Annotated in this window: 16 protein-coding genes; 7 read left to right on the forward strand and 9 right to left on the reverse strand. The window is 69.3% G+C overall.

From position 1 onward, the window contains the following. Position 1: 1 nt before the first annotated feature. A complete protein-coding gene (locus tag VHC63_17295; GenBank protein ID HVV38368.1) occupies positions 2-415 on the forward strand; it encodes a hypothetical protein in 414 nt (137 codons plus the stop codon). A gap of 163 nt (positions 416-578) precedes the next feature. After that, positions 579-803 (forward strand): hypothetical protein, encoded by a 225-nt coding sequence (locus VHC63_17300; protein ID HVV38369.1) that lies wholly within the window; start codon positions 579-581, stop codon positions 801-803. Between the two features lie 4 nt (positions 804-807). Here VHC63_17300 and VHC63_17305 read toward each other — a convergent pair whose 3' ends face one another. From VHC63_17305 to VHC63_17315, 3 genes are all read right to left on the reverse strand, one after another. Continuing rightward, positions 808-3,186 carry a hypothetical protein gene (locus VHC63_17305; protein ID HVV38370.1) on the reverse strand — a complete coding sequence of 793 codons (2,379 nt, stop codon included), beginning with the start codon at positions 3,184-3,186 and terminating at the stop codon, positions 808-810. 68 nt (positions 3,187-3,254) lie between these two features. After that, complete coding sequence (locus tag VHC63_17310) at positions 3,255-4,121, reverse strand: TauD/TfdA family dioxygenase (protein HVV38371.1); 867 nt, start codon at positions 4,119-4,121, stop codon at positions 3,255-3,257. A 9-nt stretch (positions 4,122-4,130) separates the two neighbouring features. After that, positions 4,131-5,660 (reverse strand): HD domain-containing phosphohydrolase, encoded by a 1,530-nt coding sequence (locus tag VHC63_17315; GenBank protein ID HVV38372.1) that lies wholly within the window; start codon positions 5,658-5,660, stop codon positions 4,131-4,133. A 64-nt stretch (positions 5,661-5,724) separates the two neighbouring features. On the opposite strand from VHC63_17315, the gene VHC63_17320 reads away from it, so the two are divergent. Both VHC63_17320 and VHC63_17325 read left to right on the forward strand, forming a co-directional pair. Next, positions 5,725-6,003: a DUF4242 domain-containing protein gene (locus tag VHC63_17320; protein HVV38373.1), complete on the forward strand. Its 279-nt coding sequence runs from the start codon at positions 5,725-5,727 to the stop codon at positions 6,001-6,003. Further along, complete coding sequence (locus tag VHC63_17325; GenBank protein ID HVV38374.1) at positions 6,000-6,146, forward strand: hypothetical protein; 147 nt, start codon at positions 6,000-6,002, stop codon at positions 6,144-6,146. Before VHC63_17320 ends, VHC63_17325 begins: the two co-directional genes overlap by 4 nt. On the opposite strand, the gene VHC63_17330 is transcribed toward VHC63_17325, so the two are convergent. The 5 genes from VHC63_17330 to VHC63_17350 form a co-directional block, all read right to left on the reverse strand. Next, positions 6,143-6,928 (reverse strand): tyrosine-protein phosphatase, encoded by a 786-nt coding sequence (locus VHC63_17330; protein HVV38375.1) that lies wholly within the window; start codon positions 6,926-6,928, stop codon positions 6,143-6,145. The genes VHC63_17325 and VHC63_17330 overlap by 4 nt on opposite strands. A gap of 10 nt (positions 6,929-6,938) precedes the next feature. Next, the gene (locus VHC63_17335; GenBank protein ID HVV38376.1) at positions 6,939-8,963 is read right to left on the reverse strand and encodes an ATP-dependent helicase; all 2,025 of its coding nucleotides are present in this window, start codon (positions 8,961-8,963) and stop codon (positions 6,939-6,941) included. Between the two features lie 96 nt (positions 8,964-9,059). After that, positions 9,060-11,054 (reverse strand): thiamine pyrophosphate-binding protein, encoded by a 1,995-nt coding sequence (locus tag VHC63_17340; protein ID HVV38377.1) that lies wholly within the window; start codon positions 11,052-11,054, stop codon positions 9,060-9,062. Then, on the reverse strand, positions 11,047-11,628 hold the full coding sequence (locus tag VHC63_17345; GenBank protein ID HVV38378.1) for a hypothetical protein: 582 nt from the start codon (positions 11,626-11,628) through the stop codon (positions 11,047-11,049). The genes VHC63_17340 and VHC63_17345 overlap by 8 nt, the downstream gene beginning before the upstream one ends. A 30-nt stretch (positions 11,629-11,658) precedes the next feature. Beyond that, entirely contained in the window at positions 11,659-13,938 is a 2,280-nt protein-coding gene (locus VHC63_17350; protein ID HVV38379.1) for an arylsulfatase, read from the reverse strand. Positions 13,939-14,011: 73 nt separating this feature from the next. Here VHC63_17350 and VHC63_17355 point away from each other — a divergent pair, with 73 nt between their 5' ends. The 3 genes from VHC63_17355 to VHC63_17365 are packed head-to-tail and all read left to right on the forward strand — an operon-like array spanning position 14,012 to position 15,842. Next, on the forward strand, positions 14,012-14,503 hold the full coding sequence (locus tag VHC63_17355; protein HVV38380.1) for an Rrf2 family transcriptional regulator: 492 nt from the start codon (positions 14,012-14,014) through the stop codon (positions 14,501-14,503). Further along, entirely contained in the window at positions 14,500-15,402 is a 903-nt protein-coding gene (locus VHC63_17360) for an NAD(P)H-binding protein (GenBank protein HVV38381.1), read from the forward strand. The genes VHC63_17355 and VHC63_17360 overlap by 4 nt, the downstream gene beginning before the upstream one ends. Further along, positions 15,399-15,842: a hypothetical protein gene (locus VHC63_17365; protein HVV38382.1), complete on the forward strand. Its 444-nt coding sequence runs from the start codon at positions 15,399-15,401 to the stop codon at positions 15,840-15,842. Before VHC63_17360 ends, VHC63_17365 begins: the two co-directional genes overlap by 4 nt. Here the strand turns inward: VHC63_17365 and VHC63_17370 are convergent. Continuing rightward, on the reverse strand, positions 15,799-16,290 hold the full coding sequence (locus VHC63_17370) for an SRPBCC family protein (GenBank protein HVV38383.1): 492 nt from the start codon (positions 16,288-16,290) through the stop codon (positions 15,799-15,801). The genes VHC63_17365 and VHC63_17370 overlap by 44 nt on opposite strands. Positions 16,291-16,423 lie beyond the last annotated feature (133 nt).

Genomic DNA, 16,423 nt, shown 5'->3' on the forward strand with positions numbered 1-16,423 from the left:
GATGTTCACGCTGATCGACCTCCTCGACTGGCTCGAGGCCTTGCTTGACCACCGCGACGAGCACCGCGGCGAGTGGTACATGCTGTTTGCGACAGACGAGCGGTATGTCGAGTTGAACATCACCGCGGACGAGGTCTGGGCCGGCGCCGTCACCAACCACAACCTGAACAAGGACCAGTGGTTGAGCGAAGTCGAGTCCATCAAGATGGGTCTGTACGGCTGGGCGCTCGAAGCGATCGACACGCCCGAGCCCAAGTACGTACGCCGCTGGTCGTCGGGGGCGCCCACCTCGCTCATCGCCAGCAAGATCCTCCAGGTGTTCACCTCGATTTACCTGCCGAAGGACGCCGAGACCGTCGAGGTCGTGCGTGGCACCTTCGCCGAGGGCAACGTCGGCTGGGACTCGCTGCTCTAAAAGGGTGCTTGGCGCCCCGAGCGGGCGTTTGTACACTCACCGGTCGGGCGGACCGAGCTGATCGGGCGCGTCCATGTTTCGCAGGTTGTTGGTAGCAGGGGGAACGGTTGCACTGACCGTTTCGGCTTTCAGCGTTGCGGCGCGCGCCCAGGAGGGCGCCCCGGTGCCCACCGTGCCCGAGACGACCACCACTCTGTCGGTCGGTGGTGACACCACCGTTACGACGGCCACGACGCAGCCGGCCACCACCGTCACGCGCTCGACCGACGGTATGGCGAGCACCGGCCCCCACGACTACGTGTGGTGGGTCAGCCTCGCCGGCGTGTTTGCCGTCGCGACCGGCGTGTCGATGCGGGGTCGCCGCGCCGACGGCAACCACTGGCGCTAGCGCGCTACCGGCTCACCTGGCGCGTCGTGCTGGCCACGACCTTGCCGTAATACGACCAGTCGATGCGCAGGGTGTGGTCGCCCGCGGGCACGGTGACGGGCACGTCGAAGCTGTCGGGACTACCGGCGGTGTCGACGTCGTCGGACCCGCCGAGCACGCCGTCGACGTAGACGAGCACCTTCTCGAGCGCCGCCGCCGTCGGGCAGCCGTCGGCGCCGTTGCCGGCCTGATTCGGGCAGGCGTCGCTGTCGTCGGGCACGCCGTCGCCGTCACTGTCGACCACCGGCGTCGAGTTGACGACGGCGGTGAGGGTGTAGGTCACGCCGTCGGCTTCGTCGTCGACGAGGTAGGGGTCGACGGCGATGTCGAGTTCGCCCTTCACGCCGTTGAAGCTGACGACCTCGGGCTTGTTGCTCGACGCGGCCGTGGAGCCGGAGTCGGCGGCGCCGGTGACGTACAGGTCGAGGTCCGACCCCGCCGCCGGGCTGCTGTCGGTCCAGTCGAGGCTGAACGTCACGTCGCTCTTGGACGGCAGGTTGAGCGTGAAGTGGTGGCTCTGGTCGACCGGTGATCCGGTGAGGACGCCCCCGGTCGACTGGTCGGCGTAGAACACGTTGCCGCCGTCGTGTTGGAAGTTCACCGTCTGCAGCGCGGTGCGCGGGGCGAAGCGGAAGGCCGGCGCTGCCACCGAGGGTCCCTTCGCCGCCGCCAGGCCGATGGTGTTGCGGCCGTCGGGCGCGCGGTCGTCGACCTGCGACACCGTGCTGGCGCCGGCGCTGGCGAGGCCGTCGAGGAAGTAGGGCGCGGTGATGCCGACGCCGGCGAGATACGAACGGGGGATCGTGAACTCGACGTGGGGCGAGCCGGTGAACCACTTGCTCGTGCCGTTCGGCATGTACGCCGCGGCCTGGTTGTCCCACGTCATCGGGCCCGGATCGACCTTGGGGTAGCGCACGAAGGAGTCGAAGCGCCGGCCGTTGATCTCGACGCTGTAGACCGTCGGGCTCGTGAGCAGCGTGCTTGTTGGCGGCAGCTTCTTCAGGGCGAGATTCACCTGGACGGCGGTCGCGGTGACCGTCGCGCTCAGCGACTTGATCTCGGTGTAGTTGGTGTGGGCGTCGCTCTGCGAGTCCGCCACTTTGGCCGACGTCGCCGTGGGGGTCGGCGTGGTCGACGCCCGCTCGACGGTCCCGAGCACGTCGAAGGCGCCGCTGGCCGAGGAGGCGCCGTCAGCCGGGCCCGTCACGTCGAGGTCGTAATTCGTGGTCTGCACCTGGGTGGGCTGCCAGTTGGTCGGCGTGCCCGGCAGGAGGCCGAGGTCGGGTTGCGGGCAGTCCGTGGGCGCGCCGGTGCCCGACGCGTAGAAGTGGTCTCGCGGGTTCTGCGCCTGGAAGTGATCGCTCGTCGCGTCCCAACTCGCCTGGTTGGCGTCGACGTGGTCGGCGTCGTTGACCACGCCGTCGTTGTTGGTGTCGACGTAGTGCGACTGCGTGACCGCGATGCCTTCGACGTCGAGGGTCGACACGCACTTGTTCAAACCGGGCGGATCGGTGTTGTACGACATGATGTCGTTGGTCGGCACCTTGGACCACGGGCCTTCGGCGCCGTCGCCGACGTGTCCGATGGTGAGGCAGTGGCCGAACTCGTGGGCCACGAGGTCGAAGAGGTTGAACACGTCGAGCGCCGGCGGGTCCGGGTCGATGGCGGGCGTGAGGGCGAAGCAGATGTTGCCGCCGCCGTTGGGGCACCGCTCGGTGACCGTGGCGCCGGGCTCGTGGTCGTGGTGGTCGTAGCCCGGCATGCCCTTCCACGTGTCCATGTCGAAGGGGTTGGACACGCCAGTGCAGGGCGTTTCGGGGTTCTGACCGAGGTTGCGCATCTCGGTGGCCCACGGGTCGATGCCAATGCCGGCGCCGCCGACGGGGTTGGTGGCGACGACCACGATTTCGGGGTCGACGATCGGGTACGTGACGATGCCCTGACCCGCGGCGGCCGACTCGATGTCGGTCGAGATCTTGAAGTGCATGTTCTTCATCCACGGCACGCCCATCTGCGGGGCGAGGTAGTGGATGCCGCCGTTCCACATCTCGACGGCCTGGCGCATGATGCGCATGTCGCGGGTCGCGGTGGGCGACGCCGGCACCATCAGCAGCACGTCGACGTCGGACGAGTCGAGCCCGTTCATTCCGGTGCGCATGTGGTAGCAGGCGTTGTCGGTGGCGGTGAACGTGTCGTTCTCGCACCCCGGCGGGATGTTGCCGACGCCGAAATGGGTGCCGGTGTAGCCGTCGGCGGCACTCGCCTCGGCCTGCGGCGCGGTCAATGCTCCCGCCGCGATCACAGAAATGACCGCGAACAACGTCGCGAATACGCGCTTACGCACCAGCCCTCACCTTTCCGGCAACGTGAGCTCCCCAGCTCCCGCCCTAAAGCGAGGCCAATGGTATCGCGCTACCGGCTCGGGACACCGCCTTGGACCGTCGTGCGATGCAGCTCGCGGCGGAAGCCGCCGTAGTCGTTGAGGGCGAGGTGTTGCGTGGCGCGGTTGTCCCAGATGGCGAGGTCGCCGTTGCGCCAGCGGTGCCGCACCGTCAGCGAATGATCGGTCGAGTGGCGGTGCAGGGTGAGGAGGAACGCCGCCGTGTCGTCGGGGGCGATGCCGGTGCCGGCGAGGTCGCGGCAGTAGGCGAGGTTGAAGAACAGCACCTGGTGGCCGTTGCCGGGATGGCGCGTGATCGTCGGGTGGGCGCGCACGTCGTTGGCGTCTTCGGTGGTCTGGATGTCCATGTGCTTGAGCCCGTCGTGCAGCGTCTGCATCTTCGGCGAGTACGCGTCCTTGGCGGTGTGGATGCCGACGGCGTCGGGCTTGTCGATCGGGTCGCGGTAGTGCGCCGGCAGCCGGTCGAGCGCCGCGATGTTCGACGTCCACACGGTGTCACCGCCGTACGCCGGCACGTCGATGGCGTGCAGCAGGGTGTAGCTCGGCGGGCGCTCGAGGAACGAGAAGTCGCTGTGCCACGCGCCGCCGAAGTTGAACGCGTTGGCCTCGTCGGCTTCCTTCAGCACCTTGATGACTTCGGGGTAGTCGGGCATCGTGCCGACGAAGGGCGTGTCGCAGGGCGGGCCGAAGTGGTGCGTCAACTCGGTCTGCTCGCCGGGCGACAGCGACTGCTCGGGCAGCACGACGACGAGGTGCTCGTCGAGCGCCGCGACCAGTTCGGCCACGACGTCGCCGATGGCGGGCGTCGTGAGTTCCTTGGCGAGGTCGACGTCGGTGATCTCGGCGCCGAGCACACCGGTCAGCGGTTGGATGCGCACCGGCCGAGGCTAGGCCTGGACGAGGCCGTACTGCATCGCCCGCATCGCCGCCGCGGCGCGGTTGCTCACGCCGAGCTTGGTGTAGATCCGCTCGATGTGGTTGCCGACGGTCTTGGGGCTGATCGACAGCTCACGGGCGATCGCCTTGTTGGCCATGCCCTTGGTCAACAGCGCGAGCACGTCGGCCTCGCGGGCGGTGAGCCCGGCCGGGCCGCCGGAGCGGGCGCGCGACGTCGTCTGGCCGGCCGCCGCCAGCACCGCGTCGACCGCCGCCGGATCAAGGCGGCCGTCGCGGGCGTCGCGACGCAACTCGGCGGCGGCGTCTTCGGGCGTGCGCGCCGGCCGATACGGCCGGGGCTGGGTCATAGCGTGGAAGGCGTCGGCGGCGGCGAGGACGCGCGCCGGCACCGACAGCAGCGCGCCGCTCGTCCCGCGGTGGTAGCCGCTGCCGTCGGTGCGTTCGTGATGGGTGCCGGCGAGCAGGCCGACGCGCCTGAGCGGCTCGGGGCGGCTGAAGATGCGCTCGACGTAGTACGCGTGCATGCGCATCCGCTCTTGTTCGTGCGACGTCAGCGGGCCGGGCTTCGTCCAGATCTGCGCCGGCACACCGAAGCGGCCGACGTCGTGCACCGACGCGGCGCGCCGGGCGACGCGGGCCTCGGCCGCGGGCACGTGCAGCGCGTCGCACGCCGCGGCCACCAGCTCGGCGACGCCGCGGCTGTGGCCGGTGAAGCACGGGTGGCGCAGGTCGCAGAAGTCGCCGATGGTGGCGAGGGCGTCGTCGAGTTGCTCGTCGGCCAACGGCGGACGCGCGACGGGTTCGGCGTCGAGTACCTCGTCGACGGTGTCCTCGTCGATGCCCTTGAACAACGCGTCGGGGTCGACGACGACGGTTTGGGTGAGCTGCGGGTCGAAGTGCGTGCCCTGCCGCGCCTTGACCATGGCGACGGCGCCGTCGACGCCGTCGGTGCGCGAGAACACTTCGCACGCTTCGGCGATGTGGGCGATGCGAGCGCCGAGTGACAGCGCCGCGCCTTCGAGGTCGGCGGGCACGCCCTTGCCGTCCCAGCGGGCGTAGGCCTGCTGCACACCGGCGCGCACGTCGTCGTTGAGACCGAGGCGCGTCGCCAGCTCGCCCGCCGCCGCGCAGTGCGACGCCATCTGCTCGACGACGCCGCGGCCGTTCGTCGCCATCAGCGTCAGCTTCTGCTTGACGCCGTCGGCGCGGCTCATCATGAAGCGGCGCGCCGGCATGCCGGCGAGGTCGATGCGCAATGCGTCCGCCCGGAAGTCGATGTCGTCACCGAACACCGTGGCCGCTTCGTTGCCGTAGGTCGGGCACCCGACGTAGGTGAGGATGGCGACGTCGTAGAGCGTGGCCAGATCGGCGGCGTCGAGGCCGAGGCGCTCGCCGATGCGCAAGGCGATGCGCGCCGCCCGCGCCATGTGCTCCGCCGGCTGGCCGAAGCCGAGGTCCGTCGCCAGCGACAGCGCCACCAGCAACTCGCTGAGCCGGACGCCCGACGCGCGCTTGGCCATACCGTCACGGTAGATGGGGTGAATGCCTCATGTCAGCTGGCTGGCGGTCCCGCACGCTGGCGCCATGCCCAAATACGTGATTGAACGAACCGTCCCCGGCGCCGGCGCGATGGACGCCGCCGCCCTCAAAGCCATCGCCACGAAGTCGAACCTCGTGCTCTCGGACCTCGGATCGCAGATCCAGTGGCTGCACAGCTACGTGACCGACGACAAGATCACCTGCGTCTACGTGGCCGCCGACGAAGACATCGTGCGCGAGCACGGCCGCTGCGGCGGCTTCCCCGTCGACGCCGTTTACGAAGTGCGCGCCGTCATCGACCCGTCGACCGGCGATCTGCCGTGAAGCGCCTCCTGTCGCTCGCAGCCCTGCTACTCCTGCTGGTCGTCGGCGCGTCGCCGGCTCACGCCGTGCGCGAGCCGGCGGTTCAGCTGCACGCTCAGCACGTCGCCCAATGGGGGTGCGGCGTGACCGAGGGTTATTGCTAAGCGGCGTCGTTGGTCAACAGCTCGAGGCGCAGCGTCGTCAGCGTGTCGTCGCTGACGCCGTGGTGCAGGAGGTACCCCTCGGCGCCGCCGTAGGTTTCGGCCAGCCAGTCGAGCGTGTCGTCGAGGGCGCGGCGCGGCGCCGACAGGTACGGCCGCACCATCTCGACGTCAATGCCGGCGGCTTCGAGTTCGGGCCGCAGCTCGGCGATGCGCGCCTCGCTGCGGGTGACGTTGGTGAGCTCGTAGTCGTCGAGGATGTGCTCGCGGTTCACGCCGAGGACTTCGAGCAGGAGCGCGGCGGCGATGCCGGTGCGGTCCTTCCCGGCGGTGCAGTGGAACACCGCCGGGCGGTGCTCGACCGAGGCCAACTCGGTGATGAGGCGGGCGAAGAGGTCAGGCCACGTGGTGAGGTTGTCGCGGTAGGTCTCGGCCACGTAGGTCTCGTCCCAGTTCGCCTCGGCGCCGCGGGTCGTGAACCACTCGACGAGCGACATCTCGGCCGCCTGCGGACCGATCGGCAGGTGAATCACCTCGTGTTCAAGCCCGTGTTCGATCGTGGGCCAGGCGTCGCGCTCGTTCTGGCGGCGCAGGTCGTAGACGCGCTTGATGTTGAGCTTGGCCAACTCCTGCCAGCCCGCTTGGGTGAGGAACGACACCGAATCGGCGCGGTACACCTGATCCCAGGCCGTGAGCCGACCGTCGACCGTGGGGTAGCCGCCGAGGTCGCGGAAGTTGCGCACGCCCTCGAGGGGGATGACGCGCTTGGGATGGTTGACGGCCACCTCCAGAGTCTTACGCGCTCCAGAGGTCACTGAGTGCAGTCGAGACGCGTGTCGGCCCGTCGACCGGCGCGAAGTCGCCGATGGTGACGGGCCGTTCGATCACCGTCTCGTCGAGCACCGCGCTGAGGCCCGTGACGAATCGCGAAGGTTGTCCCCATGAGTGCGCATCGTCCTTGCCGTTACGGCGGTGGTAGAAGCGCTGCGGGTAGGTGATCGTGAGGTTGTCGCGGGCCCGCGTCATGGCGACGTACAGCAGTCGCCGTTCCTCGTCGACGCCGCCGGGTTCGCCCAGCGCCATGTCCGAAGGGATGTTGCCGTCGCTGGCGTGGATCACATAGACCGACTGCCACTCGCCGCCCTTGGCCGAGTGGATCGTCGAGAGCACGAGCCAGTCGTCGTCGAGGTGTGGGGGACCGACGTCGGTGGTGTTGGCCGGCGGGTCGATGGCAAGGTCGGCCAGGAACGCGCCCCGGGTGCGATGCGCCCCGGCCATCGACACCATCGCTTCGACGTCGCCCTCGCGCGTGCGGGCGTTGTACGGGTAGGCGCGTTCGAACGCGACGTGCAGGAAGGGGAGCAGCCGCTCGATCTGCGTGGCCGGCGGCGGGTCGGGCGGGCCGATGCAGTCGCTCAGGCACTGCTTGAGCACTTCGAGGTGCTCGACGGCCGCGGGCGGGACCAGCGTTTCGTGTTCGAGGAACGTCTTGAGCGCGGCGTCGGTGCGGGCGGTGACGCCGAGGTCATCGGCGATGCGGCGCGCCCACGCCGGGCCGACGCCTTCGAGCAGCCCGAACACGCGGTGCCACGCCAGCTCGTCGGTCGGGTTGTCGAGGATGCGCAGCAGCGCCAGCGTGTCCTTCACGTGCGCCGTCTCCAGGAACTTGAGGCCGCCGAACTTGACGAAGGGAATGTTGCGGCGCCCGAGTTCGATTTCGAGGCCGTCGGAGTGATGGCCGGTGCGGAACAGCACCGCCTGGTCGTGCAGCGCCACGCCCTTCTCGCGCTCTTCGAGCACGGCGTCGCAGATCACGTTGGCCTGGGTCTGCTCGTCGTCGCAGCGCACGAGCTTGGGGCGGCGGTCGCCGGTGCGATCCGTCCACAGCGTGCGGGGGTAGGGCTGCGGCGCCTTGTCGAGCATGGCGTTGGCGGCGTGCAGGATCGGCGGGATCGAGCGGTAGTTCTGCTCGAGGGTGACGACCTCGCAGTTGTCGAAGCGATCGGGGAAGCCGAACATCACGTCGGAGGTGGCGGCGCGGAAGCCGTAGATCGCCTGAGCGTCGTCGCCCACCGCCGTGATCGCCGCGAGGTCGGGACCGCAGTGGGCGGCGAGGATGTCGCCCTGCACGGTGTTCACGTCCTGCACTTCGTCGACGAGGACGTGGTCGAACATGGCGCGCAGCCGCGCGCCCGCGGGGTCGACGGCGAGGGCGCGCCAGTAGAGCAACAGGTCGTCGAAGTCGATCACGTTCGTTGCCTGCTTGCGCGCCGCGTATTCGGCGAACACCTCGCGCATCGGGTCGAGGTCGCCGCGGCACCACGGAAAGAAGTCGGCCAGCGTGTCCGACAGCGGCGCCTGCGCGTTGGCGACGCGCGAGTAGATCGCCTGCAGCGTGTCCTTGCGCGGGAAGCGCCGATCGCCCCGGTCTCCATTTTTGGCGAAGCCGAGATCAACGCGTACCAGGCCCATCAGGTCCACGGCGTCGCCCGCATCGAGCACGGTGAAGCCGGGCCGCAGGCCGATGACCTCGGCGTGCTGTTGCAACAGGCGATGCGCCACCGCGTGGAACGTGCCGCCCCACACGCGGCCCGCGGCGTTGGGATCGGCGTGGCGCGCCGCGCGGGCGATGAGTTCGTGCGCGGCGCGGCGGCTGAAGGTGAGCAGCAGCAGGCGCGACGGGTCGGCGCCGCGCTCGATGAGGTGGGAGAGGCGGGCCGCCAGCGTCGTCGTCTTGCCCGTGCCGGCGCCGGCCACGATCAGCAGCGCGTGGCCCTCGTACTCGACGGCCCGCCGCTGCGCCTCATTGAGTCCGAACATGCGTTCGTATGCTAGCGAACGTGCGTTCGGATTGCCGAGATGTTGAATCGGCACGCGGATTGTGCCCTGGGCGGGCACAATCCGCGTACCGATTCGCTATGAGTAGTTGGGGTCCGTCTTGACGGCGACGAGGGCGGGGCCGCCGCGGACGGCGAAGGCTTCGGCGAGCGTCGGGGCAAGTTCCGCCGCCGTGGCGACGGTGAAGCCGCGGGCCCCGCACAACTCGGCGTAGGCGGCGAAGTCCGGGTTGTGCAGGCTCGTCTGCCACACGGCGCGCTGGGCGCCGATCTGTTCCTTGGTGATCTTGGCGAGCTGGCCGTTGTCGAGCACGACGACGACGATCTCCATGCCGTACTTCACCGCGGTGGTCACCTCCGCGAGGTACTGACCGAGCCCGCCGTCGCCGCACACCGCCACGACACTTCTGTGAAGGATCTCCCGTCCGGAGGACGGACGATCCTTCACAGAAGGGCTGTTGGCTGGTGGGTGCAGCGCGGACCAGGCGCCCATCGCCGCGGGCAGGCCGAAGCCGATCGAGCCGAGGTAGCCCGACATCAGTACGTGCTGACCGCGCTTGGTCTCGAAGTAACGGCCGAAGGCGTAGGTGTTGTTGCCGACGTCGACGGCGATCACTGCGTCCTCGGGCACGGCGTCGCCGAGGGCGTCGAACAACGACGCCGGATGCAGCGCCCCGTCACGTGACTGGGCGCGCCGCGACGCCTTCTCGGTGCGCCACCGCTCCCAGCGCTTGGCGATGGTGTCGCGCTGCTCGGGCCGGCGACGCGCCGTTGTCGCCTCGCGCAGCATCTCGCACGTGACGGTGATGTCGCCGAGCAGGGGCACGTTGACAGCGTGGAACTTGCCGAGCGTCATCGGGTCGAGGTCGACCTGGATCGTCGGGATGTAGGTGGCGATGCCGGTGTGGTCGCTGAACGACGCCCCGAGGACCAGCAGCGCGTCGGCCCGTCCCATCGTGATCGACGCCACCGGGACACCGGAGCGGCCGAGGACGCCGCACGCCAGGGGGTGCGTGTCGGGCACGAGTCCTTTGGCCTTGAACGTCGTGATGACGGGCGCGTCGAGGTGCTCGGCGAGCGCGATCACTTCGTCCTCGTGGCCGCGAGCGCCGTTGCCCACGATGATGACGGGGCGTTGCGCGCCCTCGAGCAACGCCACCGCCTCGGCGAATTGCGCGCGCGGCGGCGCCACGTCGGTCGCGGCGACGCGGCCGACGCGCGGACGGGCCGGCGGTTGGGCGACGCCGTCCCACTCCTGCACCTCGTCGGGAAAGATGAGGTGGCCCACGCCGCGCTCGACGATGGCGTGCTTGCAGGCCAGCGCCATCAACTCGGTGGCGTTCTGGGGCCGCAGCACCGTCTGGCTCCACGTCGTCACCGCCTCGAAGGCCGACGCCAGCGGCACCTCCTGGAACGTGCCGGGCCCGAGTACCTGTGACTTCACCTGACCGGTGAGCGCCAGCACGGGCGCGCGGTCGACCTTGGCGTCCCACAAGCCGGTGAGCAGATTCGTGGCGCCCGGACCCGCAATGGTGAGGCACGCCGCGGGACGGCCGGTGAGCTTGGCGTAACCGCTGGCGGCGAAGGCCGCCGCGCCCTCGTGGCGAATGCCGATGTAGCGCAGCCGCCCGTCGTCCTCGGCGCGGCGCAGCGCGTCGGCGAGGCCGAGGTTCGAATGGCCGACCATGCCGAGGACGGTGTCGACGCCCCAGTCGCACATCACGTCGACCATCTGGTCCATCAAGGACGGGCGAGTCTCGAACACAGGTAGCTGAACGAACAGTGCACCGTCACGTTCCTCGACGGGGTACGACGTCGCCGCGTCCTTGAACCCGGGCGGCGGCGTGCCGGTGACGGGGTCGTACTCGTAGGCGTGCCACGGGCAGATGAGGTAGCCGTTCTCGATCTGGCCGTCGCCCAGCGGGCCGCCCTGGTGCGGGCAGTGGTTGTCGAGGGCGCCGTAGCCCCCCGACGTGCGGGTGACGCACAGCGCGCGGCCCTCGACCACCACGGTTGTGAGCCGACCGACCGCGAGGCCGGCGACGGGCAGCGGGTACCAGGCGACCTCAGACATGCTTGCGCAGGAACTCGATGGCGTCCTCGACGCTCGACACGTCGCGACTGTGGAGCGTCCAGCCCCACGGGTCGTCGAAGGTCGACGTGTCGCTGCGGTCCCACGGCCCGACGTAGAGGTACGGCGCCGGGTACGTGTCGTCGCCCGGGGAGCCGCCGAAGTTCGTCTCGTTGAACGTCGTGGCGAGGTCGAAGTGCTCGGGCCAGATCTGCTGGGGCGACGCGTCCGGCGGCGCCACCGACTGCAGGGCCACGGCGACGAGGCCGTACCAGTCGCCGAGTCCCTGCGCGCTGCGGGCGTCGACGACGAGCGGTTCGTCGTCGAGCGGCGTCGTCGCGGCGTAGGGGAGTTCGGCGTCCGAGGCGCCGAGTTGGCGCAGCGTCTTGCCGTCGATGGCGACGCCGTCGAGCGTGCCGTCGCGGCACACCATGCGGCGCCCGTCGAACTCCTGAGTGGCGAAGCCGCCCGTGTGGGCGCGCAGGCCGATGTGGCCGATGGCGGCATAGGACACCTTCGCCATCACGTGCTCGGCGACCTTGTGCAGCGACTGGCGCGTGGCGATGTAGGAACTCACGGCGGTCAGTCTCGCTTTGGCGGCTTGCCGTTACTGCGTAGCCATGTCGGCGCGCTCGCCGCGCGCCGCGGTCTCCTGCGCCTCGAGGTCGCGCTTGCGGATTACGTCGACGACGACGCGCTTGACGACATCCCGCGACACCTCGCTGCGCCCTTGGAGCACGCCGTCGATCGAGCCCTGCGCGTAGTAACCGACGGTGAAGGGCGACATGCCGTAGGTGACGGGCGTGTTGCGCGGCACGGTGCCGTTGCCGACGGGCACGTCGCCGTAGCGCAGCTCGACGTCGGAGCCACCCGTCCCGTTCGGAATGCTGCGCACGACGCCCACGGATTGGCCGACGGGCAACTCGACCGACGCATTGACCGTCGTCAGCTGCGTGCCGACGAAGTTGTAGGAGTAGTGCAGCCGGCGGTCCTTGAGGTACAGCACGTAGCCGCCGGCGACGCTGCCGTGGGCCACGATCACGCCGTCGACCGAGCCCTCCGCCGGCACGTCGAGTTCCACCTGAATGGTGAAGGGCCGGTTCTTGAGCGCCGGCGCGACGTCTTCGGACATCGGACCGATGCCAGGATGGAACACGTACTGGGCACGGCGGTAGCGGCCGTCGTGGCCGACGACGGGCTGGTTGTTGAGCGGCAGCACCTGGAACTTCTCGGCCTCGGTCCACCACAGCTGCTTCATCTCTTCGAGCTTGTCGGGCTCGGTCGCCGCGAGGTCGTGCACCTCGGCGAAGTCGACCGCCACGTGGTACAGCTCCCACACGTCGTCGTCGAACGGCTTGGTGACGTCGGTGCCGTCGTAGACGGTGAACACCCCGGGGTGGTAGACGACCGCCTTCCACCCGTCGTGATACAGCGCCCGCGAGCCGAGCATCTCGTAGTACTGCGTGTGATGGACGGCGTCGCCGGCGAACGACGTGCCTTCGATGGGCGACTGCTCGATGCCGTTGATGGTCGCCGGCGCTTCGATGCCGATCCACTCGAGCAGCGTGGGCAACAGGTCGATGGCGTGCACGTACTGATGCCGTGTCTCACCGGCGTGCGCGTCGCCGAAGCGCGCCGGCCAGTGCACGATCAACGGGTCGGCCACGCCGCCTTCGTGCGTGTCGCGCTTGAACCGCTTGAGTGGCGTGTTGCCGGCCCACGCCCAGCCCCACGGGTAGTGGTTGAAGGCGCGCGGGGAACCGAGGTCGTCGATGCGCGCCAGGTTCTCTTCGAGTGACTCGGGCACGAAGTTGAAGAAGTAGCCCTCGTTGAAGCTGCCCTTGGCGCCGCCTTCGGCCGACGCGCCGTTGTCGGACATCACGATGAAGATCGTGTTGTCGAGCTCGCCGAGCTGGTCGACGAAGTCGACGATGCGGCCGACCTGCGCGTCGGTATGCGTGAGGAAGCCGGCGTAGACCTCCATCATCCGCGCGTAGAGGCGGTGCTCGTCGGTGCTCAGGGTGTCCCACGGCGGGACCCAACTCGGCCGCTCCGACAGCTCGGTGCCTTCGGGCAGGAGGCCGGTCGCAACCTGTTTGGCGAACACGCGGTCGCGCCACGCGTCCCACCCGTCGTCGAACTGACCGCGATAGGCGTCGATGAAGTCGCGCGGTGCCTGATGCGGCGCGTGACACGCACCGGGCGCGAACCACAGCAGGAACGGGCGCGTCGGGCTGGTGGCGCGCAGGTCGGCGAGGTTGAGCAGCGCCTGGTCGGCGAGGTCCTCCGTCAGGTGGTAGCCCTCTTCGGGCGTGCGTGGCGGCGCCACGTTGTGGTTGTCGTGCACGAGATCGGGGAAGTATTGGTCGGTCTCGCCGCCCATGAAGCCGTAAAAGCGCTCGAAGCCGCGGCCGAGGGGCCACTTGTCCCGCGGCGAGCCCATCGTCATCTCCGTCGCCGGCGCCAGGTGCCACTTGCCGACGGCGAAGGTGGCGTATCCCGTCTCGAGCAGGATCTCGGAGAGGAAGCCGTTCTCCTTCGGGATGGTGGCGTTGTAGCCGGGGAAGCCCGCTGCGACCTCGACGATGCGGCCCATGCCGTTGCTGTGGTGGTTGCGGCCACTCAGGAGGCAGGCGCGGGTGGGGGAGCACAGCGCGGTGGTGTGGAAGTTCGAGTACCGCAGGCCGCCCGCCGCCAGGCGGTCGAAGGTCGGCGTGGCGATGTCGGAGCCGTAGCAGCCGAACTGGGCGTACCCGACGTCGTCGAGCAGCACCACGACCACGTTCGGCGACCCCGCCGGCGGCTCGTCGATCGGCGGCCACCACGGCTCCGATTCCTCCAGGTACCGCCCGACTTTGCCCTCGAACACCGGTTTTGCTTTGCCCACACCCCCGTCCTAATCGACTTTTCGTGTGTGCGTATTGCGGATCCTGAGTATCCGGATATAGAGTGTCCGTGTTATGCGGATGTCGGACGGGGTCGAGTGGGCGCTGCACGTGGCATCGGTGCTGGCGGTCGTGCCACCCGAGAAGGGCATGACGGCGGCCAAGCTTGCCGAGTACCACGGCGTCCCCGGCGCCTACTTGGCCAAGCACCTCCAGGCGTTGACCCGCGCCGGCGTGTTCGAAGCCGTGCCCGGACGCGGCGGCGGGTACCGCCTGGCGCGGCCGGCTGCCGAGGTGACCGTGCTCGACGTCGTCGAGGCGGTGGAGGGTCGCACGCGCGCCTTCGAATGCTCCGAGATCCGCCAGCGCGGACCGGCCGCAGGGCCGAAGTCGGACTACCGCAACGTGTGCGGCATCGCCCGCGTCATGTACGACGCCGAGGCCGCCTACCGGGAAGAACTGCGCAAGGTGACGATCGCCGACCTCCTCGGCTCGTTCCTGCGCTCGGCCACTCCGGCGGCGCAAGTGCGCGCCGCCACTTGGATGCAAAAGGAGCTGTCGTCATGAAGATCTTCGTTACCGGTGCGACGGGTGTGATCGGTCGCCGGGCGGTGCGCGAACTCGTCGCCGCCGGCCACGAGGTCACCGGCCTCGCCCGCAGCGACGAAAAGGCCAAGTTGCTCGACGGGCTCGACGCCAAGCCGGTGATCTTCGACGTGTTCGACGCGGCCGACGTCAAGGCGCACGCCGCGGGCCACGACGTCGTCGTCAACCTGCTGACCCACATCCCGCCGCTGACCAAGGCGCCGCTGAAGGGTGCGTGGAAGGAGAACGACCGGTTGCGGACCGAAGCGTCGGCCAACCTCGCGGCGGCGGCGCGCGCCGGTGGTGGGCGCATGATCCAGGAGAGCATCTCGTTCCTGTATCTCGACGCCGGCGACGCGTGGATTACCGAAGAGTCGCCACGCGAGGCGACGCCGTTCGTCATCTCGACCAACACGGCGGAGGAGAATGCGCTGCGCGTCGAGGGCGGCGTCGTGCTGCGCTTCGCCCAGTTCTACGCCCCCGAGGCGTCGCACACGAAGGACTCGGTCCGCATGGCGCGAATGGGCATGGCGCCCGCCGTCGGGGATCCCGACGGCTACTGCAGTTACATCTGGGCCGACGACGCGGCGCGCGCCGTCGTAGCCGCGCTCGACGCACCCGCCGGGATCTACAACGTCGCCGAGGACGAACCGCTCACGCGTCGCGAAGGCGCGGCGATCCTGGCCGACGCCCTGCACAAGAAAAAGCTGCGGACCGGCATGGCGAAGCTGAGCGCCAAGGTCATCGGGTCGCAGGGCAGCCTGCTGGCGCGCAGCAACCGCATCAGCAACGCGAAGTTCAAGGACGCGACCGGCTGGGCACCGCAGGTGCCGTCGCAGCGCGAAGGGTGGCCCCTCGTCGTGGAAGCGATGGACGCATGAGCGCGCTCAATCGCACGCGCTGGATCCAGGTGCTGCTCGGCATCAACCTGGTGACGCTGTTGCCCCTGGCGCTGTGGCCGCTCGTGTCACCCCGCGGGTTTTACGACAAGTTTCCCGGCGGGCCGTATCACTGGATCGACATCAACGGCCCGTACAACGAGCATTTCCTGCGCGACTTCGGGGCGCTCAACGCCGCGCTCGTCGTGATTCTCGTGTTCGCGTTGTGGAAGCCGACGACCTCGCTGTTGCAGGCGACCGGACTGGCGCTGGCGGTGTACGCGCTGCCGCACGCGATCTACCACCTGTCGCATCTCGACGTGTACAAGTCGAGCGAGAAGTTCATCGCCACCGCGCCCCTCGTGCTGCAGTTCGCGATGGGCCTGGTGGTGGTGGGGCTCAGCTCGGCTCGGCCAGCGCCTTCACCCGCGCCAGCGACGTAGCCATCCCGGCCCGCAACTCGGCAATCCGGTTGGTGACCAGCGCGTCGATCTCGTCGTCGGTCTTGCCGCGGCCGAAACCGCGGAAGCCGCCGAGCGACGGGCCGATCTCGAAGCGCTGCGTCAACGTGACGCCGTCACCGGATGGCTCGATGTCCCACGACCACGACGCGCCGTTGCCGTCGTCGCCGCCGATGACGTCGAAGGCGAAGCGGTTGCCGCGCTCAGCCGCGGTGACGACGCACGGCGTCGCCCGCTCGAAGGCGTCGGTCTTGTTCGTGCCCTTGAAGCGCGCACCTACGACCGGTGCCGCCTCCTGCGTCCAGGCGCCGGTGTGGGTCTCGGGGCTCCACTCGCCGACGCGCGTCACGTTCGACACGACGTCGTAGACGGCCTCGGCCGACGCCGCGATCTCGATGCTGTCGGACAGGACCATGTCGTCGAAGGTCATGGCCGCAACCTACGCGTTGTCGGTTCGCGCCGTTCTTCTCGCTCGCGCAGAGCCCGCGAACGTTTCACCAGGAAGAGTCCACAATGTGGACTCTTCCCCACTTTCGCGATTGTCGAGATCGGCGTCGCTCCGT

The organism is Acidimicrobiales bacterium (genome assembly GCA_035546775.1).
Taxonomy (GTDB): Bacteria; Actinomycetota; Acidimicrobiia; order Acidimicrobiales; family JACCXE01; genus JACCXE01.

Excerpts from the sequence above, each read along its gene's own strand:
- VHC63_17295 (HVV38368.1), top strand. The coding sequence starts at position 2 with ATGTTCACGCTGATCGACCTCCTCGACTGGCTCGAGGCCTTGCTTGAC.
- VHC63_17315 (HVV38372.1), bottom strand. The coding sequence starts at position 5,660 with ATGGCCAAGCGCGCGTCGGGCGTCCGGCTCAGCGAGTTGCTGGTGGCG.
- VHC63_17320 (HVV38373.1), top strand. The coding sequence starts at position 5,725 with ATGCCCAAATACGTGATTGAACGAACCGTCCCCGGCGCCGGCGCGATG.
- VHC63_17335 (HVV38376.1), bottom strand. The coding sequence starts at position 8,963 with ATGTTCGGACTCAATGAGGCGCAGCGGCGGGCCGTCGAGTACGAGGGC.
- VHC63_17340 (HVV38377.1), bottom strand. The coding sequence starts at position 11,054 with ATGTCTGAGGTCGCCTGGTACCCGCTGCCCGTCGCCGGCCTCGCGGTC.
- VHC63_17355 (HVV38380.1), top strand. The coding sequence starts at position 14,012 with ATGCGGATGTCGGACGGGGTCGAGTGGGCGCTGCACGTGGCATCGGTG.
- VHC63_17360 (HVV38381.1), top strand. The coding sequence starts at position 14,500 with ATGAAGATCTTCGTTACCGGTGCGACGGGTGTGATCGGTCGCCGGGCG.
- VHC63_17365 (HVV38382.1), top strand. The coding sequence starts at position 15,399 with ATGAGCGCGCTCAATCGCACGCGCTGGATCCAGGTGCTGCTCGGCATC.
- VHC63_17370 (HVV38383.1), bottom strand. The coding sequence starts at position 16,290 with ATGACCTTCGACGACATGGTCCTGTCCGACAGCATCGAGATCGCGGCG.